This is a genomic window from Streptomyces sp. NPDC027962 (assembly GCF_055566095.1).
Window position 1 is genome coordinate 1 of sequence record NZ_JBVHTA010000005.1, and the last position, 22357, is coordinate 22357.

Annotated in this window: 21 protein-coding genes and 1 pseudogene; 7 read left to right on the forward strand and 15 right to left on the reverse strand. The window is 69.6% G+C overall.

Annotated elements, in window-relative coordinates:
- Positions 1 to 1457: 1457 nt before the first annotated feature.
- From ACZ4SA_RS06105 to ACZ4SA_RS06120, 4 genes are all read right to left on the reverse strand, one after another.
- A complete protein-coding gene (locus tag ACZ4SA_RS06105; protein ID WP_468270355.1) occupies positions 1458 to 2723 on the reverse strand; it encodes a DUF7224 domain-containing protein in 1266 nt (421 codons plus the stop codon).
- Between the two features lie 3 nt (positions 2724 to 2726).
- Positions 2727 to 3470, reverse strand: a complete 744-nt coding sequence (locus ACZ4SA_RS06110; RefSeq protein WP_468270357.1) for an ATP-binding cassette domain-containing protein — start codon at positions 3468 to 3470, stop codon at positions 2727 to 2729.
- A 105-nt stretch (positions 3471 to 3575) separates the two neighbouring features.
- Positions 3576 to 3974, reverse strand: coding sequence for a hypothetical protein (locus tag ACZ4SA_RS06115; RefSeq protein WP_468270359.1), 399 nt, complete (start codon positions 3972 to 3974; stop codon positions 3576 to 3578).
- Positions 3975 to 4787: 813 nt separating this feature from the next.
- Positions 4788 to 5696, reverse strand: coding sequence for an NAD(P)-dependent oxidoreductase (locus ACZ4SA_RS06120; protein WP_468270361.1), 909 nt, complete (start codon positions 5694 to 5696; stop codon positions 4788 to 4790).
- An 85-nt stretch (positions 5697 to 5781) separates the two neighbouring features.
- Between ACZ4SA_RS06120 and ACZ4SA_RS06125 the strand changes: the two genes are divergently transcribed.
- Together ACZ4SA_RS06125 and ACZ4SA_RS06130 are read left to right on the forward strand one after the other, a co-directional pair.
- On the forward strand, positions 5782 to 6153 hold the full coding sequence (locus ACZ4SA_RS06125; RefSeq protein ID WP_468270363.1) for a winged helix-turn-helix transcriptional regulator: 372 nt from the start codon (positions 5782 to 5784) through the stop codon (positions 6151 to 6153).
- Positions 6154 to 6222: 69 nt separating this feature from the next.
- A pseudogene (locus ACZ4SA_RS06130) lies at positions 6223 to 6330 on the forward strand (3'-5' exonuclease); the annotation flags it as partial.
- Positions 6331 to 6405: 75 nt separating this feature from the next.
- Here the strand turns inward: ACZ4SA_RS06130 and ACZ4SA_RS06135 are convergent.
- Together ACZ4SA_RS06135 and ACZ4SA_RS06140 are read right to left on the reverse strand one after the other, a co-directional pair.
- The gene (locus ACZ4SA_RS06135; protein WP_468270365.1) at positions 6406 to 6948 is read right to left on the reverse strand and encodes an MOSC domain-containing protein; all 543 of its coding nucleotides are present in this window, start codon (positions 6946 to 6948) and stop codon (positions 6406 to 6408) included.
- Between the two features lie 43 nt (positions 6949 to 6991).
- Positions 6992 to 7477: an SRPBCC domain-containing protein gene (locus ACZ4SA_RS06140; protein WP_468270367.1), complete on the reverse strand. Its 486-nt coding sequence runs from the start codon at positions 7475 to 7477 to the stop codon at positions 6992 to 6994.
- Between the two features lie 374 nt (positions 7478 to 7851).
- Between ACZ4SA_RS06140 and ACZ4SA_RS06145 the strand changes: the two genes are divergently transcribed.
- Positions 7852 to 9306 (forward strand): MGH1-like glycoside hydrolase domain-containing protein, encoded by a 1455-nt coding sequence (locus ACZ4SA_RS06145; RefSeq protein ID WP_468270369.1) that lies wholly within the window; start codon positions 7852 to 7854, stop codon positions 9304 to 9306.
- Positions 9307 to 9699: 393 nt separating this feature from the next.
- Positions 9700 to 10716, forward strand: a complete 1017-nt coding sequence (locus tag ACZ4SA_RS06150; protein ID WP_468270371.1) for an ornithine cyclodeaminase family protein — start codon at positions 9700 to 9702, stop codon at positions 10714 to 10716.
- A 103-nt stretch (positions 10717 to 10819) separates the two neighbouring features.
- On the opposite strand, the gene ACZ4SA_RS06155 is transcribed toward ACZ4SA_RS06150, so the two are convergent.
- A complete protein-coding gene (locus ACZ4SA_RS06155) occupies positions 10820 to 11776 on the reverse strand; it encodes a fibronectin type III domain-containing protein (RefSeq protein WP_468270373.1) in 957 nt (318 codons plus the stop codon).
- 280 nt (positions 11777 to 12056) lie between these two features.
- Between ACZ4SA_RS06155 and ACZ4SA_RS06160 the strand changes: the two genes are divergently transcribed.
- Positions 12057 to 12923, forward strand: coding sequence for a CAP domain-containing protein (locus tag ACZ4SA_RS06160; RefSeq protein WP_468270375.1), 867 nt, complete (start codon positions 12057 to 12059; stop codon positions 12921 to 12923).
- Positions 12924 to 13052: 129 nt separating this feature from the next.
- Here ACZ4SA_RS06160 and ACZ4SA_RS06165 read toward each other — a convergent pair whose 3' ends face one another.
- The 5 genes from ACZ4SA_RS06165 to ACZ4SA_RS06185 all read right to left on the reverse strand — a co-directional run bounded on the left by ACZ4SA_RS06165 (position 13053) and on the right by ACZ4SA_RS06185 (position 17995).
- Positions 13053 to 14600, reverse strand: a complete 1548-nt coding sequence (locus tag ACZ4SA_RS06165) for a SulP family inorganic anion transporter (RefSeq protein WP_468270377.1) — start codon at positions 14598 to 14600, stop codon at positions 13053 to 13055.
- The gene (locus ACZ4SA_RS06170) at positions 14597 to 15190 is read right to left on the reverse strand and encodes a carbonic anhydrase (RefSeq protein WP_468270379.1); all 594 of its coding nucleotides are present in this window, start codon (positions 15188 to 15190) and stop codon (positions 14597 to 14599) included. Before ACZ4SA_RS06170 ends, ACZ4SA_RS06165 begins: the two co-directional genes overlap by 4 nt.
- Positions 15191 to 15687: 497 nt before the next feature.
- Positions 15688 to 16986, reverse strand: coding sequence for an ATP-binding protein (locus tag ACZ4SA_RS06175; RefSeq protein WP_468270381.1), 1299 nt, complete (start codon positions 16984 to 16986; stop codon positions 15688 to 15690).
- The gene (locus tag ACZ4SA_RS06180) at positions 16983 to 17678 is read right to left on the reverse strand and encodes a response regulator transcription factor (RefSeq protein ID WP_468270383.1); all 696 of its coding nucleotides are present in this window, start codon (positions 17676 to 17678) and stop codon (positions 16983 to 16985) included. The genes ACZ4SA_RS06175 and ACZ4SA_RS06180 overlap by 4 nt, the downstream gene beginning before the upstream one ends.
- 53 nt (positions 17679 to 17731) lie before the next feature.
- Positions 17732 to 17995 carry a hypothetical protein gene (locus ACZ4SA_RS06185; RefSeq protein ID WP_468270385.1) on the reverse strand — a complete coding sequence of 88 codons (264 nt, stop codon included), beginning with the start codon at positions 17993 to 17995 and terminating at the stop codon, positions 17732 to 17734.
- 91 nt (positions 17996 to 18086) lie between these two features.
- On the opposite strand from ACZ4SA_RS06185, the gene ACZ4SA_RS06190 reads away from it, so the two are divergent.
- Positions 18087 to 18308: a hypothetical protein gene (locus ACZ4SA_RS06190; RefSeq protein ID WP_468270387.1), complete on the forward strand. Its 222-nt coding sequence runs from the start codon at positions 18087 to 18089 to the stop codon at positions 18306 to 18308.
- Between the two features lie 26 nt (positions 18309 to 18334).
- Here ACZ4SA_RS06190 and ACZ4SA_RS06195 read toward each other — a convergent pair whose 3' ends face one another.
- Both ACZ4SA_RS06195 and ACZ4SA_RS06200 read right to left on the reverse strand, forming a co-directional pair.
- Complete coding sequence (locus ACZ4SA_RS06195) at positions 18335 to 18991, reverse strand: HAD family hydrolase (RefSeq protein WP_468270389.1); 657 nt, start codon at positions 18989 to 18991, stop codon at positions 18335 to 18337.
- Between the two features lie 46 nt (positions 18992 to 19037).
- Entirely contained in the window at positions 19038 to 19904 is an 867-nt protein-coding gene (locus tag ACZ4SA_RS06200) for a PhzF family phenazine biosynthesis protein (protein ID WP_468270390.1), read from the reverse strand.
- 203 nt (positions 19905 to 20107) lie between these two features.
- Between ACZ4SA_RS06200 and ACZ4SA_RS06205 the strand changes: the two genes are divergently transcribed.
- Positions 20108 to 21601 carry a carboxylesterase/lipase family protein gene (locus tag ACZ4SA_RS06205; RefSeq protein ID WP_468270797.1) on the forward strand — a complete coding sequence of 498 codons (1494 nt, stop codon included), beginning with the start codon at positions 20108 to 20110 and terminating at the stop codon, positions 21599 to 21601.
- Between the two features lie 49 nt (positions 21602 to 21650).
- Here the strand turns inward: ACZ4SA_RS06205 and ACZ4SA_RS06210 are convergent, their stop codons facing one another.
- Positions 21651 to 22061: a hypothetical protein gene (locus ACZ4SA_RS06210; RefSeq protein WP_468270392.1), complete on the reverse strand. Its 411-nt coding sequence runs from the start codon at positions 22059 to 22061 to the stop codon at positions 21651 to 21653.
- Positions 22062 to 22357: the final 296 nt, after the last annotated feature.

Sequence of the window (22357 nt, forward strand, 5' to 3'; positions counted from 1 at the left end):
GCAGCGAAGGTCGCTGCCGGACTGTGGGACGATTTCACTTACGAGGTGCCCTCTTGCTCGGGTCTGATGGAAGCGTAGGAACTCCCATCATCCCAAGTCAGCGGGCACCTCTTCCTGTTTCTCCATCCACAGCTCGGCCGCTACGCGGTGGATCGAGGCTCAGGGGCTGCGATGCGGTGGTTCAGAGTATGTCTTTTCCAGCGGCAGCCCGAAGGTTGTAATGAACAGGGCCTCGATGCTTTCCTCGTCAAGTCCCGCCAGACGCACTTTCGCCTGCGCCCCGCACATGACTGTCGGCACATTGAACTGGTCAGCGCGGAGGGTCCCGATACCGAAACGGCATCGAGACCCTCACTCTCACTGCTTCACCGCTTCTTAATACTTGACGTATACGGCACTCGCCGAGAACCGGTACCCAGTGGCGTTCTTGTTGATCAGCTCAGCGGAGAAGTAGTATGCCCCCGAGGACAGGTCACCCCAGTAGCTCGTGCCGCAGGTGTTGTCCTTGTTGCCCTTGTTGTCATCGGGACCAAATACGTCCTTGTAAACCGCCAGGGTGACAGATCTGAATGATGTGGGCGATGAAGAGCAGCCGCTCAGACCGACGGAGGTACTGAGGCTATCCGTGTTTCGGTCATCCCAACGCCGCGACTCATCTTGGGCAATCCAGTTTGATATGTACGAGGACCAGCTACCCTCAGCATGGGCAGGTGTCACGGCGGAGAAAGACAATATCGCCGCACCCGTAACTGCTGCTCGTACGGCGCGCTGTCCAATGATATTCACGAGCTGATCCTTTCGGTTTCGGTGCCTTGTTGAGCCAGTAGCCCCGCGTGCTCTGAGCCAGGCGGCCAGGGATTACTGGATTTTTGAGATCAGGGGAGTAGTGCCTCTCCCGATCAGGACAGTGGCCGCGCCGACGCAAAGTACTGCGAGGGCAACGGCGAGGGCTGGAAGGGAATCACCTGGGTAGAGCAGCCAGGCCCACGGCCTCGGTCGTCCGCCTGAACCCCAGCCGGCCGCTGCGCAGATGAGCGGCACGCTTGCGAGGGCGGCGCCTGCTACTCGGTGTCCGAGGATAGGTGTCAGCAGCAGTGCCAGGCCGATATATCCCGCGATGTTGCGGCCGAGGACCATAGCGATGTCCGTGGGCCAAAACAGGCGACAGAGGACTGCTGCCGTCATGGCCACCACGGCTGTTCCCACTGCGAGGGTGGTATCCCAAGACGGTAGAGAGCGTGTGGAGATGCTCTCTGTGCGCTGGTCTGCACGAGCGGTTCCATAAAGCAGAAGGACGCCGGGGAGCAGGGTGATGAGGTGCCCTACGAGGAAGTGCCCGGCCTGGCCTGCTAGCGCAGGGACGGGGAGTTCCGAGCTGCCGACGAGCAGGCCGATACAGAAGGTCGCGGTGGTACCTGCGGCAAGTGCGGGCACTGCCCGGAGTTTGAGCCACCAGATCATCTTGCGTCCTTGCCGATGGCGAGGTGTGGCCGTGTGCTGCAGGACTTCATGGCCTGGCGATTGCGCTCGTACCAGTCGAGCTGTGCTTGACGGGGCTCTTTCATGACGGCTGCGGCAAGGCCGGCTTCCTTCGGCCCGAATCGACCGGCGATGCTGTCGGCGGGCTCGCCAGCGGTGGCGTAGAGCCAGGCCGCGACCGGTCCGGCGGCTTCGATGGCCGGGTACGGCTCGCCGTTCAACGCGCAGGCGGGGGGCTGAGGCAGCAGCCCAGAGGCGACACCTGAGGGGATGTCAATAATGCGGGGATTGGTCGGAATTCCGAGCTTCGATTGTCCGGCGGACGGCTTGCGAGCCATGGTGAGGATGTCAGGAACGCTGACGCCCGCCTCGCGCAGACGGTCTGCTGCCTTTGTGGCCTCGCGCTGTACGAGAGGGCGGTCTGTAACTTCCGGCCACAGACAGATCTCGGGCTGTTGCCCCTCGCAGACCAGCTCGCTGGATTGGCGCGCCTGGAGCGGCTCGGGTCCGAGGTCGCGAGCCGCGAAAGCAGCGATGGCGAACCCTGCCCCTACAACGGCGACAGCAACGATTCGGGCGCTTGCCTGGCCTCGTCGCTGGATGGTCAGAGCGGCGGCCAGACCGACAGACGCCGTGAAAATGGCGGCGCTCCACAAGGCTCGGTTGTCGAGCGTGGTGTCAGCGGAGCAGCAGCTGTCGACCCCCCCTCCAACAACGTGACGGAGCCAGTAGATGTTCCAGGAGGAGGGGTAGGCGTTGAGGAAGAAGCTGGCGATGAGCGCGAGAGGTGCTGCCAGCACGCCGGACATCCTGAGGCCGAGGAGGTAACCGGCAAGGGTATTGGCCGCCAGGACGGCAAGGACGATCAGAATGATGCCGGGGTGGGGCACCCCGAGACCGATGTCGGCGGCCGAGGCGGACAGCAGCAATGCTGTGCCCATTCCGAGGATGCCCATGACCGTCACGGGAAGCAGTATGGGCAGGGTGATCGCCAGCGGACCACGGACGGCCGCCTGATCGAAGACTCCTCCGCGTTGCAGACGGGCTCCTTCCCATGCTGCGGTCGCGGCGCAAGCGGCGCTGACAAAGGGAAGCGCGAAGGTGGAACTGCCAGTGGCCGAGGGCCAGTAGTGAGGAGTAACCCATGCTGACAGGTCGTCGCCGAGTGCGGCAAACACGAAGCCGATCAGGAACGGCAACAGGTACGTGGCAGAAGAGGAGCGGAAGGTGGTGCGCATCAGCATCGGTCAGACCTCCTGCCCCACGAGCTGGGCGTAGGCGGCTTCCGCTTGACCTCGAGGCGTGTCAGCGCCGGCGGCTAGGGCATGGAAGTCAGCGGTGGTGCCCTGGAATCGGATGGTGCCGCGGTCGAGGACGACAACATGGCTGTAGAGGTCGGCGAGGTCCTCAGTCTGGTGAGTGGACACGAGTACCTGCACGTTCTCAGCGAGCTCTTCGACGAGTGAACGGAAAACAGACCGCTGCTGAGGGTCGAGGCCCGCAGTCGGTTCATCCATCAGGATCAATTCGCTGCTGTGCGTTAGGGCTCCGGCAATGCCCATGCGGCGCAGCTGGCCACCGGATACCTGGTGGCTCTTGCGATCACTCAACTCGCCTAGACGGACCCGCTGAAGGGCACGAGCAGACGCTTCCCAAGCAACGGTACGCGACATACCCTTGAGCCATCCGGCGTAGGCGACCTGTTCACGGACGGTCAAGCCGGGGACGGGCGTGATCTGCTGCGGGATCCAGGCGACCGCCTTGCGATATGCTTTCCGGTCCCGCCGTGCACTCGGCGTGACATTGCACCAGCTGACCCGCCCTTTTGAGGGCGTCAGTTGGGATGCCGCCAGAGCCATCAGAGTGGACTTGCCTGCACCGTTAGGGCCGAGCAGAACCGTGGCCGGACTGTCGATGCGCAAGTCGAGATCGGTGAAGACATCCGTCTTGCGTCCGTAGCGGAAGCAGAGATCAGTAAAGACCAGAGCCATGTGGAGCACAATCCGCCGATCCGGCAGGGCAGGACGGCATTAATCGAGGACGGGCGATGCGGGGGTGTCCCGGCGTGGGCGCGCCGGGACACCCTTAGTATGGCGTCAGTACCTGGTCACGACGGAGCGAACATCCAGGTAGTTGGGATGCGTAAAGCCGTCGACCTCGAAGTAGTAGGTCCCGCTGGACTTGTCGCCCCAATAGGACGTGTTGCAGTAGTTGGTCTTGAAGCCCTGGTTGTCATCGGGCCCGAACTGGTCCTTCCAGAGGATCAGGCCAGCTGCCGTGAAGCCTCTGTCCGTGCTGCATCCGGAGAAGGAGACCGAGGTGCTCACGCTGTCACTGTTGCGGTCAGACCAGCGCCGCGACTCATCACCGGGTGTCCAGTTGTCTATGTACGAGCTCCAGCTGCCTTCGGCAAAGGCAGGAGCGGTCCCGGCGAAGCCGGCAAGCGCGGCTCCCACAACAAGGCAACGAGCGAGACGACGGCTCTTGGCATGCATACTCTTCCCTCTCTTTCAATGACGCCCGGGCGGGCGCACATGGGCAGGCGGAGGGAGGTGCGCTCGCCTCCCCCCAGAGCGGCGCAGCCATGACCGGCCGCGCCAGGCGATCGCCCTGCGACACTAACAGTGAAAGATCAGCTACAGAGCGAGCAATCGAAGGCTTGTCCGAAATCGCTCGACGTCAGGGAAGAGACCCTCGGGTGCCTGCGCCAATCGGTTGGCGGGCGGGGACGACTCAGGCCCGTGTCGGCGACCATCTGGCGTCACAGACTCCATGGCCGATAATCAGGTTATTGCGACGTGCGCTGGCAGCTTCCCGGATCGACCCGTCTCGTGAACCCGCCATCTTTCCTGCGGTTCGGCAGCAACTCCGTCGACCATCCACGGCGCACGTGCGGCCCGGCCGAGTCGCAGGTAGAGCTCATCCAAATCTCACCCGCTGTCACCAACTCGGCCGGGCATGACCGCAGTTTGCTCATGAACCACCCACGGAGTCCTGCTTATTTGGCCTGGATGCCATGCTCTCTGCAGCAGTCAGTGCGCGCGAGGTGGCGGAGCCTACATCGTTGTCATGCACCAGCGTTGCCGACTCCGTCATCAGATCCGCCGCCCGGTCCAGCAGGCCCGAAGCCCAATACAGGTAGGCGGGGGCCGTCCGCTCGCCCGCCAGATCGGCCCGCAGCGCCGCCGGAGCGAAGTCGACGCGGGCCCAACAGGTCAAGGACGCGCCGCAACAGCCGCCCGACCAGGGCCTGCAGGTCAAGGACGCGCCGCAACAGCCGCCCGACCAAGGCCTGCAGGCCGGTCGGTTCAGCGTGGTGCTCGGATACCGTCGATGATGCGGGTCCAGTTGTCACCGCCGTGTCCGTCCTCGACCGCGCGCCGGTAGTGAGCCTGGACAGCCAGTGGGAGGGCGAGGTCGAGGCCGAGAGACCTGCTGGTGTCGACGATGTGGTCGGCCGTCGCGCCCATCATGGTGACCGTGCTGAGGTCGCCGGGGTGCTCTCCGGCATCCAGTGCGGCGCCCGGGCTCTCTTCGCCGGCCCGCAGCATGGCGCCGATCGAGTCGGTGAGGGCGAGCAACTCCGGTAGCGCCTCCTGGGCCTTCATCTCCGCGTTGCCCAGCATCGCGGTGGCGTGCATCAGTCCGGACAGAGTGGTGAGGAACACCGCGAGGTTGGCTTGGTACATCATCTGTGCGAGGCCCGGATCCTCACCGAGATACTTCGCTGCGCCGAGCGGTGTCAACGCCGCCCGGTGGCGCTCCATGACCTCCTTCGGGCCGCTGTAGTAGACGTAGGACGCCTCCGTGCCGACCATGGGCGCCGGCACCATGACGCCGCCGGTGAGGAAGGCGGCGCCGTGGTCCGCCGCCCAGGCCGCTGCCTCGCGGGTGCGGTCGGGAGTGTCCGAGCTCAGATTGACGAGAGTCCGGCCGGCGAGTGATCCGGTGGCGCCGTCGAGGATTCCGTACATCGCCTGGTAGTCGGTGAGGCTGAGGATGACCAGGTCGCTCGCCTCGACCGCCTCGCCGGGCGTCGCCGTGAGCGTCGCTCCGTCGGTGACGACACCGTCGGCCCGTGCGGCGGTGCGGTTCCAGACGGTGACCCGGTGGCCCCGGGCGAGGAGGGTCCGGGTCATGGCCTGTCCCATCGGGCCCAGCCCGATCACAGTGACAGCGCTGCCTTGCATGGTGTTGCGGGTCTCTTGTTCGTTCACTCCCCCATGCTCGGAGAGTGCCACTATTCTCGGTAGTACCCACTATTTACTGCGGTACTTACCTTTTCGTAAGGGGCGATCAGTGATGGCGAAGGCGCCGAGGTGCGGGCCCTACATCTGCGGCGTCGACGCCGCGCTCGACGTGGTGAGCGGCAAGTGGAAGGGGCTGATCCTCTGGGAACTCGACACCCATCGCATACGCCGCTTCGCCGAGCTCCGCCGCGGTCTGCCAGGAGTGAGCGAGAAGATGCTGACCCAGCACCTGCGTGAGATGGAGGAAGACGGTCTTGTGCACCGGAAGGTCTACGCCGAGGTGCCACCTCGGGTGGAGTACTCCCTGACCGAGCACGGGCACACGCTCAATAAAGCGCTCGAGCCGCTCGGCGCCTGGGGCGTCGAGCGGATCCGCCGAGAAGACTCTGAGGTGGTCGACGTGGGCGAGACGGCATCCCGCTAGGCACCCCTGGCGCCGGACGTCGTCGACGGCGGCGCGAATGTCCTCGGTGCGGGTGAGAGCCGCACACTACGTGGCCGGATACTGCTCTTCGTCGCGGCGACACGAGCCCGAGACAGCCTCGACATCTTCTGGCACGGCAGGGCCGGCCAGTTCCTGCAGCCGTTGCTGACCTCCTGAGGAAAGGGAGCGGCCCGATCGGCGCCGGGCGTACGGCCAGACCGCACGCCCGGCGCTCCGCGTGCCTCCCGCCGATCAGACCCGTTCCAGCGGCCGGTGCGGCTCCGCCGGAAGTTCCACCGTGATGGTGTCGCCCGGGCGGACCGTGCCGGTCTCGCTGACGACGCTCATGATTCCGGCCTTGCGCACAATGGTCCCGGCTTCGTCGCGGCCGACGACCTGCTTCAGCAGGCCGTCCTGGTAGTTGTCGATCTGCAGGCACGGATTGCGCAGGCCGGTGACCTCCACCACCGCTGCCTCGCCGATACGCAGCAACGTGCCGGCCGGCAGAGCGAGCAGGTCGATTCCGCGGCAGGTGATGTTCTCGCCGAGCGCTCCCGGTACCACCTCGAAACCTTCCTCGCCGACCTCGGCGAAGAGCTCCTCATGTATGAGGTGGACCTGGCGCAGGTTCGGCTGGGTCGGGTCCTGCGCGACGCGCGAACGGTGCTTGACCGTCACGCCGGCGTGGATGTCCCCCTCCACACCGAGTCCGGCGAGCAGCCTGATGCTGGCCCGGTTCGGCTTGCTGAACGAGTACACGTCGTTGCTGCTGACAGCGACCACTGTTCCGCTCATACGTGAAACCCCCTGTTGAGAAGCGGTGATCAGCACCACGAGGCTAACCCGTCGTCAGCCCGGGCTGCTCGTCCGCCTCGACGAGTCGGGCGAGGTGGGCGAGTGCCGTGCGGGTCCCGGTCTCGTTGTCGGCGGCGGGGACGACGTCGGGGATCCCTTCGTGCACGATGAGCACGTCAGTGCCGCCGCCGGGTGCTTCGGTGAGCGTGGTCGTCATCGTCATCGTGCCGCCGAGGGCGGGGTCCGCGGTCTCGAACCGCAGCACTTCGACCACTTTCTCGTTGGGAACGAGCGTCGCGAAGTGGCCGTGGTACGTGTCGGTCTGCCCGGCCGACTTGCCGGTGGCGTCCGGCGCGTCGTAGGTGAGCGAGACGCGGAACCTCCCGCCTTCCCGGGGGTCGAACTCATGCACGTCGCTGGTCATGCCGTCCGGCACCCGCCATTGCGCGACCGCCGCCGCGTCCAGAAGCGCCCGGTAGACGGCCGGCCGCGACGCCTTGATGTGCCGGGAGACTCGCGTCGAGTACACAAGGGTGAAGATAGCGTTCGGGTCCGCGCCGCGCCCCGCGCCCCGTCGGGCTACCCCGTCACGCGGCGGCGGCCTTACGGGGCGCCCGCCACGCCGCCGCGGCCCTACAGGGGTGGCCGTCGGCGGGAGCGCCGAGCCGGGCGGTCGCCATGCCCGCGCCACTCTGTGTTTTTCGCCACGTACATCCCTTCAGTGCACATTTCGGCGTTACTTTTGCTTGTCGGTAAGCCACCGCGCGGAGAAAATCTTCGCCGTCGGCCCCGAGCAGCACCGCCAGCCAGTCTTTCCGGAGCCCCCGTGGAGCGTGTCGCCCCGTTCACAGCCGCCCGCTCAGCCCCCGCGCGCCCGCAGGGGCCGGCGGGAGGGTCGCCGGCATGACGTCGCTCGTCCGGACGCCCCTGCCCGCCGCTTCCGAAGACCTGACCCTTCGGCGCGGCGCGGCACGGGTTCTGCTCTCGAACTGGAGGGGCGATTCGAGCGTTCCCTCCCGGGGGCTGTATCCGCACCAGTGGAGCTGGGACTCGGCGTTCATCGCCATCGGGCTGCGCCATCTGTCGGTGCGGCGGGCGCAGCGCGAGCTGGAAACGCTCCTCGGCGCCCAGTGGGGCGACGGACGCGTTCCCCACATCGTCTTCAATCCGGCGGTGCCCCTCGACGCGTACTTCCCCGGCCCGGACTTCTGGCGCTCCTCACGGGCGGGCGCCACGGCGGGTGCCCCGGCCGGCATCGAGACCTCGGGCATCGTGCAGCCTCCGGTGCACGCCCTCGCCGCGTGGCTGGTGCACCAGGCCGACCCCGAGGTGTCGCGTCGGCGTGGGTTCCTGCCCCGGATCTACGGGCGGCTCGCGGCCTGGCACGACTACCTGACCGGTCCCCGCGACCTGAGCGGCGGCGGGCTGTCCGCGGTGGTCCACCCGTGGGAGCCGGGCATGGACAACAGCCCGTGCTGGGACGGTCCGCTGCAGCGGGTCGATCCGGTCGACCCGGGCTCGTACCGGCGCGCCGACCTCGACCACGGGCAGGCCGCCGAACGCCCGACGGACCTGGACTACGGGCGGTATGTGCGGCTCGCCGCCGACTACCGGGACAGTGGCTACTCGGACACGGCCGGCCATCACACGTTCGCCGTCGAGGACCCGACCGTCAACGCGCTGCTGATCGTCTCGGAGCTGGCCCTCGCACATATCGCCGCCGAGACGGGTGCGGACCCCCTGCCCCACGAGGACCGGGCGGCGCGTCTGACCGAAGCGCTGGTCGAGCGGCTGTGGTCGCCCGCCGACGGCCTGTTCCTGTGCCGGGACCTCGTCGGCGACGCGCTCGTCCCCGAGCGGAGCGTCGCCGGACTTGTCCCCCTCATCGTTCCTGGTCTGCCCCGGAGCATCGCGGACGCGCTGTTCGCCACGGCGATGGGTCCGGGCTTCCGGCTCGGTGAGGTCCTGATGGCGCCGTCGTACGCCTTCGACGGCTCTGCCTTCGACCCGTCCCGCTACTGGCGCGGGCCCGCCTGGTTCAACGTGAACTGGCTGCTGGAGCAGGGCCTTCGCCAGTACGGGCGGATCGAGGCGGCCGACCGGCTGCGCACCTCCATGCTGGCCGCCGCCCGTACCTGCGACTTCGCCGAGTACGTGGACCCGTTCACCGGCGAGGCGCGCGGCACCCGCGACTTCGGCTGGACGGCGGCACTCGTCCTCGACCTCCTGGCCTCGTCGCCGCACCACGGCAAGGTCGGCGCGCAAAGGGAGGCCCTCGAAGCCCACACGTCCACGCAAGCCCCCACGTCCACGCCGCCCCGGGGCGGGGAAAGCGCCGAGCTGTCCGCGCCCCAGTAGGCGAGCGCCCGCCTGCGGGACCAGGATCAGGGGCGGGGTGCGTCCATCTGCGGGAAGCAGAACGGCGCAGCGCGCCGGTGCGGGTCGACGAGGTCCTCCGAAGCGCCGGCCGCGAACGGACCGGTACGGAAATTCGTGCACGTTCATTCGCCCAGTACACGTCCGTCCTCGACGCCGGCGCTTCGTGGAACTGACGCGGTTTGATCTTCTCGGTCTTACACTCGGCATGCGTCATGCCCCTCAACCTGGCGAGGGGGTCCGACAATTGCGCACCCCTCAGGTGGAGCTCCCTCAGCACGTCGGCACAGCGGCGCGTCGCCGCCGCGGCGGCAGGTGTGAGTCTTGGCGGGAGCGGCCGCGGTTCGGACGGCCGCGTTCGGGAGGTGGGTGGGCATGCTTGTCCTGGGACGTTCGCAGGTCGAGGAGCTGCTCGACATGGGCGGGTTGATCGACGCCCTGGGCTCCGCCATGGCGGACCTCAGCACGGGTCACGCCTCGGTGCCCCCGCGCACCGCCGCGCTGGTGCCGGGTCGCAGTGGATTCCTCGCGGCCATGCCCGGGTTCGTGCCGTCGGCGGGAGCCCTCGTGAGCAAGCTGGTGTCCCTCTTCCCGGAGAACGCCGGGACCCCCTTGCCGACCCACCAGGCGCTCATCGCCGTCTTCGATCCGGAGACGGGTGAGCCTGTCGCCCTTCTGGACGGAACGGCCATCACGGCAGCGCGTACCGGTGCCTGTTCGGCGCTCTCGGCACAGCTGCTGGCCCGGGAGGACTCGACGGTCCTGGCGATCCTGGGAACGGGTGTGCAGGCCCGCGCCCACGCCCACGCCATGTGCCTCGTCCGCCCGATCCGGGAGATCCGCGTCGCGGGGCGCGCCCCGGAGAAGGCGGCCGCCCTGGCTGCCGAGCTTTCCTCACTGACGGAGACGTCGGGGGCCGCGGAAATGTCGGGGGTCGAGGTGCGGGCGGTGGCCACCTACGCGGAGGCGCTCGACGGCGCGGACATGGTCGCCGCGGCCACGCACGCGAAGGAGCCGGTGGTACGGCGGGAATGGCTGGCGCCGGGGGCGCACGTCACCTCCGTGGGGTACAACTCGGCCGGACGCGAGGTCGACGACGCCACGGTCGTCCAGTCTCTCGTGTGCGTCGAGTCGCGGCAGGCCGCGCTGGCCCCCTTCCCCGCCGGCAGCAACGACCTGCTGAGCCCGATCCGCGACGGACTGATCACGGCCGGGCACGTGCACGCCGAGTTGGGCGAACTCATCACCGGCAGCCGCCCCGGGCGCACCGCGCCGGAGCAGATCACCCTCTACAAGTCGGTGGGCGTCTCCGTGCAGGACGCCGCGGCGGCGGCGCTGGTCCTCGGCGCAGCACGTGAACGCGGAAAGGGCGAGGAAATCTCCCTGCAGTGACGCGGATGCGCGGCACGACTCGACGGCGTCACGCGCGCGTAGTGGAGTAGGGATGTGCACGACGTGGGGGCCTGGCGCGGCCTGGGGGCTCGGCACGGCTTCGTCAGCGGACCACCACTGTGCGCTGCGCCGAGAAGTCGCCCCATTTGCCGTCCGGCAGTTTGGCCCGGAGCTTGATGCTGTAGGGGGTGCCGGGTTTGTCGGTCACGGTCATGGTGTAGGCGGCCGTCCCGGCGGGAGGTCCGGTGCCCCACACGATCGTGGTCGCCGGCTTGCCGTTCAGATAGAGCTGGTGCTCCTTGACCGGGGCGCCGGTCCGCGGTGGTGTCCACTTCAGCTCGATGCTCCCCTTGCGGACGGTCGCCTGGAGGTCGGTCGGCGCGGTGTTCGGGGTGTCGTCGCCCGGTGCCGAAGGGGTCGTGAGGTCAACGGAGTTGCTGTCCGGCGACGAGTTCTCGGCGACGTCACGGGCCCGGACGGTGAAGGTGTAGACGGTGCCGGGCCGCAGGCCGGTGACGCGGGCGGTGGTCGCGTCACCGCTCACGCTGTGGACGCGGGAGCCCTCCTGGTAGATGTCGTAGGAGGTGACGCCGGTGTCGTCCGTGGCGCGTTCCCAGGTCAGGGACACCGTGGTGGCTCCTTCCACACGCCCCTCGACCTGGGCCGGGCTCGTCGGTGCCTTGCGGTCGTCCGGCGCCTGGGCCGGAGTGGTGACGGATATCGCGGTGCTGGGGGCGGACAGGTTCCCGGCGGCGTCGCGCGCCCGCACGGTGAAGCTGTAAGCCGTCTCCGGCGCCAGCCCGTCGACGTCGACCATGTGTCTGCCGCCCGACAGGCCCGCGACCTTGGCCCCCTTGCGGTAGACCTCGTAGCCGGTAACCGCCTTGTTGTCGGAGGACTTGTCCCACATGACGTGCACTGAGGTGGCGCTGCCGGCCTGCGCGGTCACTCCGGACGGCGTGGAGGGGAGTTCGCTGTCCTTTTCGTCCTCGGCTCCGCAGGCGGTGAGGAGCAGGGCGGCCGAGCAGGCCAACGCGAGGAGAATGGGGGGACGTTGCACGGTCGGGCCTCCGCGTACGGACGACGAGCATTGGTCCAGACCTGTATCCCACAGCATGGCGGTCGCCACAAGACGGCCGCGAGCCCACACAGAAGGGACGCCGTACCTTCACTCAGCCTGATGGCTTTCTTATGGCTTCTTGAAGAACGGCCACGAGAGGGCTTCCGCGGTTCGAACCGGCCTACGATCTCGACAACCCCCCACCGTGATCCCGGCGGGCGCGGCTGCGCCCGCCGGGATCACGACCGCACAGTCGTCTTCCTTCCGAGGTGTCCTACGCATGGGTTCTCGACGAGCCGCTCGTTCCAACGCCCACTCGCACGCCCGGCCCAAGACCGGGCTGCGCGCCCGTGGCGCCGTGCTGGCGCTGGGCGTGATCACGGTCGCCGCCGGTGTCGGGGCCACCCTCGCCACGACAGGCGGGGACGAGGGCGGAGCGGCTGGACGTGTGGACACCAACGCCGCAGAGATTCCCGGCGGCGGTGACGAGGACGCCACGACGGGCAGCGCGTCGCCGCTCGCCACGCCATCGGGAACACCGAGCGCGAGCGCGTCACCGAGTCCGAGCGTCACCGCGTCCGCCGAGCCGAAGCGAACAGCAAGCCCGTCGACCGCCTCCAAGACCGCAAAGCGGACGGCAACGGAGAAGCCGACGGGCAGCAACAGCGGAACGAGCGGCTCCGGCGGTGGCGACCGCCCTGCCTCGTCGTCCGGCGGATCAGGGTCGGGGTCCGGGTCGGGATCCGGAGGCGGCTCCGACGCGAACGGTGCGGAGGCCCAGGTCCTCGCGCTCGTCAACCAGGAGCGGTCCTCTGCCGGCTGCTCGCCGGTCACCGCCAACGCGGAGCTCACCCGGGCCGCCGACAACTACAGCGACGTCATGGCCCGCAGCGGCGTGATGTCCCACACCGGCCCCGACGGCTCCACGATGACCAGCCGGGTCGAGGCCGCGGGCTACAAGTGGTCGACGCTGGGCGAGAACATAGCCCGGGGGCAGGCCGACGCCGCTGCCGTCATGAACGCGTGGATGAACAGCCCCGGCCACCGCGCCAACATACTCAACTGCTCCTTCAAGGAGCTCGGCGTCGGCGTCCACTTCGGGGACGGCGGCCCGTGGTGGACGCAGAACTTCGGCGCCGGGCGCTAGCAGCTCCGCGGCAGCTCACGACGGGGTCGTGCTGACGGCCCGCTCGCCACAGCGCGTTCGCCGCTCGGCCCGGCCCGCACAGCGCTCCCTCAGGGCACCGTACGGACCGTGCCTGCGCGACCCTCACCGTCAGGCTGCGGGCATCAGCAGGCGGGCGGCGGCCCCCTCCTCCTTGTTGTGCCGGTCGGCCCAGTTGGTGAGAGCAGTGCTGCATGCGTGATCCAGATGCCGCAGGCCGAGCAGGTCGAGCTCGATGTGCCGGTCTGCGGGCAGCCGTTCGAGGGTGTCCAGGATCCGGGGGAGCCTGAGGAAGGTCGCGTTGCCGGAGAGGACGACACGCAGGGGGCCGTCGGGGTCTGAGCCCTCGTCCACGTGCACCTGGACATGGGATGTCTCCCACGCCGTTTTCGCGATGGCGAGCAGCAGCCCGGCCAGCACGCCCTCGAACATGTTGGTTGCGACGATGGCGAGCGCGGTCGCCATCAGGATCAGGGCCTCTCCCCGGTGCTCGCGCCACAAGGGCCCCAGTTCCTTCAGGGGAATGAGCTTCCATCCGGAGAAGACCAGGATGCCGGCGAGCGAGGCAACGGGTATGAGACCGAGCGCAGCCGGTACGAGTGCCGCGAAGAGCAGCAGCCACACGCCGTGCATCACCCGTGACGCCTTGGTCCGCGCACCGGCTTGAACGTTCGCCGCACTCCGCACGATGACAGCGGTCATCGGCAGCGCCCCCAGAGCGCCGCACAGCGTGTTGCCGGCCCCCTGCGCCATCAGTTCCTTGTCGTAGTCGGTGCCGGGTCCGCTGTGCAGCCGGTCGACGGCAGCGGCGCTGAACAGGCTCTCCGCCGACGCGATGAGTGTGACGGCGACGACCGTTCCGATCGCACCGACCACGCCGACGTCCGTGATCCGGCCGAGGTCGTCCAGGGACGGCGGCCGGATCGCGCCCAGCAGCCCCTGCACGTCGACGCGCTTCACGGGCAGTTGGAACAGCGCGACGGCGGAGGTGGTCAGAGCGACGGCGGCCAGCGGCGCGGGCACCAGGCGGACCTTGGGCGGCAGATGCTTCCACAGCGCCATCAGCACGACGGTTGCCGCGCCGAGGGCGAAGGCTGTCAGCGCCCCGGGCGAGCCGACCGTACGCACGAGCAGTCCGGGCAGACCCCAGAGATTGGCCGGACCCGAGCCGGGCGCCTTCGCGTCGGTCATGGCGTAGAGCTGCCCGGCGATCAGCACGAGGCCGATCCCGGCCAGCATGCCCTCCACGACGGCGATGGAGATGGCGCGGAACCAGCGGCCCATCCGCAGTGCTCCCATGCCCAGTTGGAGCACGCCCGCCGCCAGGACGAAGACGCCCAGTGCCCCGAGTCCGAATTCGGTGACGGCTTCCAGGACAAGGACGGTCAGACCGGCGGCGGGTCCGCTGACCTGGAGGCTGCTTCCCGGGAGCAAGCCGGTGACCAGGCCGCCGACGATGCCGGTGACCAGGCCGAGTTCGGCCGGGACGCCGGATGCCACGGCCACGCCCACGCACAACGGGAGGGCGACCAGGAAGACGACGACGGACGCGGTGAGGTCGGCTCGCAGGGTCGAGGCGGACGGTCGTTCTGTGCGCTGCGGTGCTGCCTTCCGGTGGCGTCCGCGGTTTCCGCGTTCGCGGACGGTGTCGACGCTCACAGCGGAAGGAACGCGTCGTCGTGCGGTCGGTGGACGAGCACGGAACCGGTGTCTATCTCGTAGAACCAGCCGTGCAGGTTCAGTCGTCCCTGCTCGGTCCGTCGGGCGACGCACGGATACTCGCTCAACCGCCTCAGCTGGCGCAGCACATGGTGCTTGACGGCCTCGGCGACGGCGGGGCCGGAGGAGTCGGTGAACAGGGGCGGGGGTGACGCACTCTCCAGCCAGCCGCGGACCGCCGGAACGGCGGAAAGATCCTCGCGGCGCGCCATCGCGCCCACGGCACCGCAGTGGGAGTGGCCGCAGACGACGATGTCGGCGACCCCGAGCACTTCGACGGCGTATTCGATGGTGGCCGCCTCGCTCGAGTGCCGGTCGGGGGCGTGTTCGGGGATGATGCTGCCCGCCGTGCGGAGTTCGAACAGCTCGCCGGGGCCGGCTCCCGTGATCAGCGTGGGAATCACACGCGAGTCGGAGCAGGTGATGAACAGCGCCTGGGGTGACTGGCCGTCCGCGAGCCGGCCGAACTCCTCGGCACGGGCGGCAGCCCGGTGCCGGAAGGCGCGGGCGTTTTTCATGAGCATGTGCATAGGGGGTGTCCTCCGGCGCGCCCATCGGCGCGCGGTGGGGGGATGGTCATGTGCGAACGCGGGTCTCGCTGGGAGGCCGCGCGGAAGTCGACGGACCGCTCGGAGGCGGAGCAGCTGCGGCACGGCGGACCGTGCTGCACGGGGTTGACCGGTGGGACCGGCGTAGCCAGTGGTACCGAGGGGATCGGTGGTACCGGGGGTGACGGGAGAACCGGGTGGGTTCCTGCCCGACTTCGGCCATACGGAACTACGGGACCGCAGAACTGAAGAACTGCAGAACTGGCCCAACTGGTCAGTAACTCCGGCCTCTTGAGTCACTCTGACACCACGGAGGCGCAAAAGTCTGTGATTCGTTAAACATTCGTGAGCGTCACGCCTCTTGACAGCCGAGACCCGACCGGGCTACTCCGGGTCACCCCAGCTCACGCGCCGATCGCGCGCGTCACGTGAGAGGGGACACGTCCGAGATCATTTCCGACCACTTCCGGCCGCCCGAATCACGCCAGACCGAACGACACCCGCACCCGAGCCCCGCCCATCGGGGCCCTGCTGATCTGCAGTTCCCCGCCGGCGGCGCCGGCCGCGCGTGCCACGATGTCCAGGCCCAGCCCCGTCCCTCCCCCGCCGCCCCCGCTGACGCCGCGGGTCAACGCCGCCCCGGGGTCGGCGACACCGGGGCCCGCGTCCTCCACCGTCAGCAGCACATGCCGGTCGGTGCGTTCGACTCGTACGGCGAAGGCGGTGCCCTGCGGCGTGTGCCGGAAGACGTTCCCGATCAGGGCGTCCACCACGGCGGCGAGGTCGTCCTCCGGAAACCGTACGGGGGTGGGGCGAGGGGTGAAGGAGCGTTCGCATACCCGGTCCTGCTGAGCGGCGAGCACCGACCAGAAGTCGAGTCGCATCGCGACGACCTCCGTCGCCTCGCAGGGCCGCCCCGCCGCGAGCCCGGCGGCCGGTCCCGCGGCGAGCGGGGTGCGGGCCGCGGTGATGATGGAGTCGAGCTCGGTCTCCAGCTGGGCCACTGCCTTGGCGATACGCCGGGCGCCGGGCGATGCACCCATCAGGTCCGCTTCCAGGTACAGCGCGGTGAGCGGGGTCCGCAGCCGGTGCGAGAGGTCGGCGACCATCTCGCGTTCGATCGCGAGCAGTTCGACGACACGGTCGGCCATCGTGTTGAACGCGGCCCCGGCGTCCTGCAGCTCCGGCGGCCCGTCGGGTGCCACGCGTATGCCCAGGTCGCCGGAGCCCAGCGCCAGCGAGGCCCGCTTGAGGCTCTGCGAGGAGCGGACCACCCGGGCCCCCAGCCGATCCGCCACCAGCACGGAGCCGCCCACCAGGCCCAGCGCGAGCAGCGACATGACGCCCCAGGACGCCCACACGCCGCGGGTCAGGTCCGCGGCGGGCACATACGCCTCGACGACGGCGACCCGGTCCTGCGGCAGCACGACGGGCTGGAGATAGACCCAGCCCTCGGCGGTGTCCATCGCGAGGGTCTCCCGCTTCCGCACGGCACGGTCCAGCGCTTCCTTCGGCGCGTGCGGGCTGCCGACGAGACCGCCGTCGGGAAGGCGTACGACCAACTGGTCGCGCGAGCCGATCTCGGCCACGGCCTGCTGGACGTCGCCCCGCTCTGTGGTCAGGGCGAGGACCGGCGAGAGGGCGGAGGCCCGCTGCTCGGCCGCGGTGGTCACCCGGTCACGTGCCTGTTCACGCACCAGGAGGGCGAGAGGGATGAGGAAGGACAGCGCGACCATCGACGTCACGGCCAGCGCGATCCCGGCGAGGGCGCGTCTCATGAGGGCGAGGTGACCAGTTTGATCCCGATCCCGCGCACAGTGTGCAGGTAGCGGGGTGCGGACGGCTTTTCGCCCAGTTTCCTGCGCAGCGCGGAGAGATGGACGTCCACCGTCTGGTCCTCCAGATAGGGCTGCTGCCACACCTCCGCGAGTATGCGTTGGCGGGACATGACCTGGTCCGCGTTGGCCGCGAGATACGCGAGCAGATCGAATTCCCTGCGGGTGAGGGCCAGTTCACTGCCCGCGAGGTGCGCCGTCCGGGCCTGCGGATCGATCCTGAGGTCGTCGACCTGCACGACCGGCTGCCGGTCCCGGCCGTCCGCCGCGGCCGGCGCCGAGCGTCGCAGCACTGCGGCGAGCCTGGCCGCGAGCTGTCCGCCGGAGAAGGGCTTGACCATGTAGTCGTCGGCCCCGGCGTTGAGCAGCCTGATGATCTCCGTGTCGTCGTCACGCGCCGTGGCGACCAGGACGGGCACCCGCGAGATGCCGCGGATCATGCGCAGCACGTCGAGCCCGTCGAGGTCGGGCAGCCCCAGGTCGAGCACCACGATGTCGGGCGGGCCCTGGGTGACTTCGCGCAGCGCCTCGAAGCCCTGATGGGCGGTCTTCACCGCGTACCCGTGTCCGGTGAGGACCTCGATCAGCGCGGCCCGGATGACAGGGTCGTCTTCGACGACAAGTACGGAGGCCATGAGAGCGCACGTTAGCCGGTCCGTCACTATGGTGTCGTGTCCCGCCTCCTGCGCTACCTCCTCATCTGGCTGTCGTGCACCGCAGCCAGCGTCACGGCCGTGATGATCACGGTCCATTTCGTGGTGGGTTCGACCAGGCCGACGGCGCCGGTCGCGCAGTCGGCCCCGAAGGATTTCGCGGCGGCGCCGCGGGCCTCCGCGACACCGAGCCCCAGCCCGTCCCGCAGCCCGAGTCCGAAGCCGAGCGCACCCAAGCCCTCGCCGTCCAAGGCGTCCGAGAAGCCGCGCACGGCGACACCGACCCCTGCTGCCCGCACCACCGCTCCCCCTCAAGCTCCTCCCGCGGATCCACCCCCCCAAGGAGGGGGGCAGGGGGCGGGCACGGGCTGCGAGCAGGGTGGCTCGGGGGTGCACACCATCTCCTCCCAGGGCGGCAAGGCGACCGTGCGCTTCGGCAGCGGCGGGGTGTGCCTCATCTCGGCAGTGCCGAACGAGGGCTTCACGGTGAGCACGACCCAGAGCGAGCCGCAGACCCTGACGGCGACCTTCTCGGCCGCCCGCCACCGCTCCGAGATCACGGCGACGACGGTCCCGTCGGACCGGGCGAGCGTGCGCGAGACGTCGTTCTAGGCACGAGCTCGACGGGGGTGCCGGACTCAGGGCTGCGCAGCCAGCAGTCGGGGCAGGTCGCGCATCTCGTCGAAGACGACGGTGCCGGGCCCTTCCAGACGCGCGGCCGGAGTCAGACCGCCGCAATAGCCGAAGGCCCGCATTCCGGCGGCTCGGGCGGCCCGTACTCCGTACGCGCTGTCCTCTATCACCGCACACCGGCCGGGCTCCACACCCAGGGTGCGGGCGGCATGCAGGAACAGGTCCGGCGCGGGCTTGCCCCTGGACACGTCGGCGGCGCTGAACACCCGGCCCTCGAAACGCTCCTCGAGGCCGGTGATCCGCAAGCTTCTGAGGATGCCGTCGTGTTGTCCGTTGGAGGCCACGCAGACGGGCGGGGTGAGATGGGACAGGACCTCGGGGACTCCGTCGACGGCGGTCAACCGAGCGGCGAAGGCGGCGTCGTAGAGGTGCTCGTACCGCTGCTGCCAGCCCTTCTCCAGCCGTCGGCCGAGGCGCTCCTCCACGGCGGCCGTGTAGACCTCCGCGGACGATCCGACGAACCGCTCGATGATCTCGGCCTCGGTGAACGCGGCTCCGAGATCGGCCATGATCACGGCGTCGACTTCCACGCAGATCCGCTCGCTGTCCACGAGGACACCGTCGCAGTCGAAGATCACGAGCTCGATGGGGTCACCGGTCATGACCGGCAGCATAGGAGCAGCCCCCGCGTGGCTTCGCCGCGGGGTGTCAGGTGATCCGCGTCCCCGTTCCCGACACCCGCACCCGCCCGTCACCGGCGCGCAGTTCCACGGTCAGTGTCCCTGGGCGGCCCATGTCCCGGCCCTGGTGGAGGGTGAGCACGGCGGACTCGGGGACCAGGCCGATCTCTCGTGCGTACGCGCCGAAGGCACCCGCCGCCGCGCCCGTCGCGGGGTCCTCCACCACGCCGCCCACCGGGAACGGGTCACGCACGTGGAAGACGCTCTCCGACTCCCGCCACACCAACTGCACCGTGGTCAGGTCGAGACGGCGCATCAGGGCCTCGAGGCGTTCGAAGTCGTACGCGAGGTCCGCCAGCCGCTCACGGGTCGCGGCGCCGAGCACCAGATGCCGGGCGCCCGCGAAGGCGATACGGGGCGGCAGCGCGGAGTCGAGGTCCGCGGCCGGCCAGTCGAGCGCGGCCAGCGCCTCCGCGAGGTCCGCGTCCGCGATGGCCTCGCTGTGCGGCTCGACCGTGGTGAGGGTGGCGCGCAGCGCCCCGCCCTCCTCGCTCACGGTCACCGGCACCGTGCCGGCCCGCGTCGCGAACACCAGGTCGCCGGTGCCGATGCGTTCGCCGAGGGCGATGGCCGTGGCGACGGTGGCGTGCCCGCAGAACGGCACCTCGGCCTTGGGGCTGAAGTACCGGATCGTGAAGGCCCGTCCGGGCTCGCCGCCGAACCCTTCGGGCGGGGCGGTCAGGAACGCGGACTCGCTGTAGCCCAGGTCCGCGGCGATGGCGAGCATCCCGGCATCGTCGAGCGCCGTGGCGTCCAGTACGACTCCGGCGGGGTTGCCCCCCTCGGGGTCGCCGGAGAAGGCGGTGTAGCGCAGCACTTCGTGCGTCGTCGTCATGATCGGCGGAACCACGGCCTGGGGCCTTTTGTTCCCGGAGCGCGGGCGGGACCGGGGACGGGCCCGGACGCAGCAACGCCGGATTGACACCCACAGTGCGTGTGTCGGGGTGATCTTGGTGTTGGTCCCGGTGCATGCGGCGGTGGAATGCTGGACGTCCGGAGCCGGGCCGGCCGGCAGCAAAGGCAGTGGGGGTACTTGTGGTGGACGTCTTCCGGACGGCGGACGGTGTGGTGCGCGGGCGGCGGGCGGCCGACGGCGTGGTCGCGGTGCTCGGAGTGCCGTACGCCGCACCGCCGTTCGGCGCCGGACGGTTCCGGCAGCCGCGACCCGTCGAGCCCTGGGAGGGCGTGCGGGAGTGCGTCCGCTTCGGCGTCGTCGCCCCTCAGTCGGCCGAGCTGCCGGGGGCACCGACGTGGGCCCCCGGTGACGAGGACGTGCTGACGCTCAACGTGTGGGTACCGCCGGGCGACGCGTCCCCTCGGCCGGTCCTGGTGTGGATCCACGGCGGCGCGTACACCTTCGGCTCCTCCGCGCAGCCCGACTTCGACGGCGCCGCCCTCGCCCGCGACGGCGGGCTGGTCGTGGTGACGGTCAACTACCGGGTGGGGTTCGAGGGGTTCGGGCACGTGCCCGGAGCTCCGGACAACCGGGGACTGCTGGACCAGGCCGCCGCCTTGCGCTGGGTCAGGGACAACATCGGTGCGTTCGGCGGTGACCCGGACAATGTCACGGCGGCCGGGCAGTCCGCCGGAGCCACCTCCGTGGCATGCCTGATGGTGATGGACCGAACCGAGGGGCTGTTCCGCCGGGCGATCGCCCACAGCGCCGTCGGCCCCTGCTTCTCGACCGCGCTGGCCCAGGAGGTCACGGCGCGGGTGGCCGCCGCGGCGTGCGTTCCGGCCACGGCCGACGCCCTGGCGGGCGCTTCGCCCCGGGCTCTGGTCGCCGCCTCGGACGAGGTGGTGGACGGCTACCGTCGCGATCCGGCGTCCGGTCATCTCCACTACGACCCGGTGATCTACGGACCGGTCGTCGACGGGGACGTCCTGTCCGAGGAGCCGCTCGCGGCGGTCGCGGCAGGCGCCGGTGCCGGCGTGGACCTGCTGGTGTGTCACACCACCGAGGAGTACCGGCTCCTGGACGCCGTGGGCAGCAGCGCGAAAGTGACGACCGCAGAGCAACTCGACTGTTTCGCGAGGGACTTCGGCCTGCCGGACGGCCTGGTGGCCGGTTACCGCGCCCTCATGCCGGACGCCCCCGTGCTCGACGTCTACCTCGCCGTCCTCGGCGACCTGACCTTCGGCGAGTACAGCAGCCGCCTCGCCGAGTCGCACGCACGTACCGGCGGCCGGACGTTCCTGTCCCGCTTCGACCGGCGGCGTGCAGGCCCGCATGGCGAAGTGCGCGCCTGGCACTGTGCCGACGTGCCCTTCGCGTTCGGCAACCACGAGTTGGAGGCCGTCGAGTTCCTCATCGGCGGCCCGCCCTCCCCCGCGGACGACCGCCTGTCGCGGGACATGGTCACGGCGTGGGCCGACTTCGCCGCCACCGGCGACCCCGGGTGGCAGCCCCTCGACACCAGGGGCGCCGGGCCGGTCCGCGTCTGGGCACCGGACGACGCCCGCGACCGACCGGAGCTGCCGGACACCCGGGCACTGTGGCGGGACGCCGACTACCGGCCGCCGGCTCTCTGACCGGGCCGTGGCGCGGGCCCTCTACGGCTCGCGAAGAGCGGCCGGCCCTTCACCGGCCTGGAGCCGAAACGAACCTCGTCGGCTCCGCCAGTACGGCCTCCGCCCCTCGCAGGTCGGAGAACCGGAGCGCCAGCGTCGCTGTGGCAAGGCGGGGCGGCAGGGCCTCGGCGAATTTCAGCCCCTTCGCCGCCTTCTCGTCAATCTCGGGCAGGCACAGTCGGCTCAGTGCGTCGGCCAGGGCGTGCTTCCAGGTCCGCGCGTCGATGTCCTCCCTCACCCTGATCCAGCAGTCGTTGATGCGCTGTCCCGGCATCGTGACCTTGCCGAGCGACGCGGCCAGCGTGGCGTTGGCCTTGTGGCCGGCCCAGGTCCACCAGCGGCTGTAACCACCGCTGACACTTGTCACCACGGTGCCACCAGGATGCACGGCCTCGATGAAGTGGTCCCGGGCCTCGGCCATAGCGGCGGTGGCCCGCTTGGTGAGGTTGACCGGAGGGCTCGGTACCGAGCAGCACCTCCCGCACCGCTCTCGTCAGCTCGAACGCCGCCGGGAACCTGCTGAGCGGCTTCTACACCTCCAACAGGATCATCGACGGTCAGGTAGACGGATTCATCGTCAGCATCAAGTGCCCCGTTGAGGAAGCGGGTGGTGTGGGGGGCCTCCCCCCCCCCACCCCCTCCCCCAAGTGCCCTCCTCCCCAAACCCCCCCCCTCCCACCCCCCCCCACCCTCCCCCCCCCCCTTTCGAGTCACCCC

Excerpts from the sequence above, each read along its gene's own strand:
- ACZ4SA_RS06105 (WP_468270355.1), bottom strand. The coding sequence starts at position 2,723 with ATGCTGATGCGCACCACCTTCCGCTCCTCTTCTGCCACGTACCTGTTG.
- ACZ4SA_RS06110 (WP_468270357.1), bottom strand. The coding sequence starts at position 3,470 with ATGGCTCTGGTCTTTACTGATCTCTGCTTCCGCTACGGACGCAAGACG.
- ACZ4SA_RS06115 (WP_468270359.1), bottom strand. The coding sequence starts at position 3,974 with ATGCATGCCAAGAGCCGTCGTCTCGCTCGTTGCCTTGTTGTGGGAGCC.
- ACZ4SA_RS06125 (WP_468270363.1), top strand. The coding sequence starts at position 5,782 with ATGGCGAAGGCGCCGAGGTGCGGGCCCTACATCTGCGGCGTCGACGCC.
- ACZ4SA_RS06135 (WP_468270365.1), bottom strand. The coding sequence starts at position 6,948 with ATGAGCGGAACAGTGGTCGCTGTCAGCAGCAACGACGTGTACTCGTTC.
- ACZ4SA_RS06145 (WP_468270369.1), top strand. The coding sequence starts at position 7,852 with ATGACGTCGCTCGTCCGGACGCCCCTGCCCGCCGCTTCCGAAGACCTG.
- ACZ4SA_RS06150 (WP_468270371.1), top strand. The coding sequence starts at position 9,700 with ATGCTTGTCCTGGGACGTTCGCAGGTCGAGGAGCTGCTCGACATGGGC.
- ACZ4SA_RS06160 (WP_468270375.1), top strand. The coding sequence starts at position 12,057 with ATGGGTTCTCGACGAGCCGCTCGTTCCAACGCCCACTCGCACGCCCGG.
- ACZ4SA_RS06170 (WP_468270379.1), bottom strand. The coding sequence starts at position 15,190 with ATGCACATGCTCATGAAAAACGCCCGCGCCTTCCGGCACCGGGCTGCC.
- ACZ4SA_RS06175 (WP_468270381.1), bottom strand. The coding sequence starts at position 16,986 with ATGAGACGCGCCCTCGCCGGGATCGCGCTGGCCGTGACGTCGATGGTC.
- ACZ4SA_RS06180 (WP_468270383.1), bottom strand. The coding sequence starts at position 17,678 with ATGGCCTCCGTACTTGTCGTCGAAGACGACCCTGTCATCCGGGCCGCG.
- ACZ4SA_RS06195 (WP_468270389.1), bottom strand. The coding sequence starts at position 18,991 with ATGACCGGTGACCCCATCGAGCTCGTGATCTTCGACTGCGACGGTGTC.
- ACZ4SA_RS06200 (WP_468270390.1), bottom strand. The coding sequence starts at position 19,904 with ATGACGACGACGCACGAAGTGCTGCGCTACACCGCCTTCTCCGGCGAC.
- ACZ4SA_RS06210 (WP_468270392.1), bottom strand. The coding sequence starts at position 22,061 with ATGGCCGAGGCCCGGGACCACTTCATCGAGGCCGTGCATCCTGGTGGC.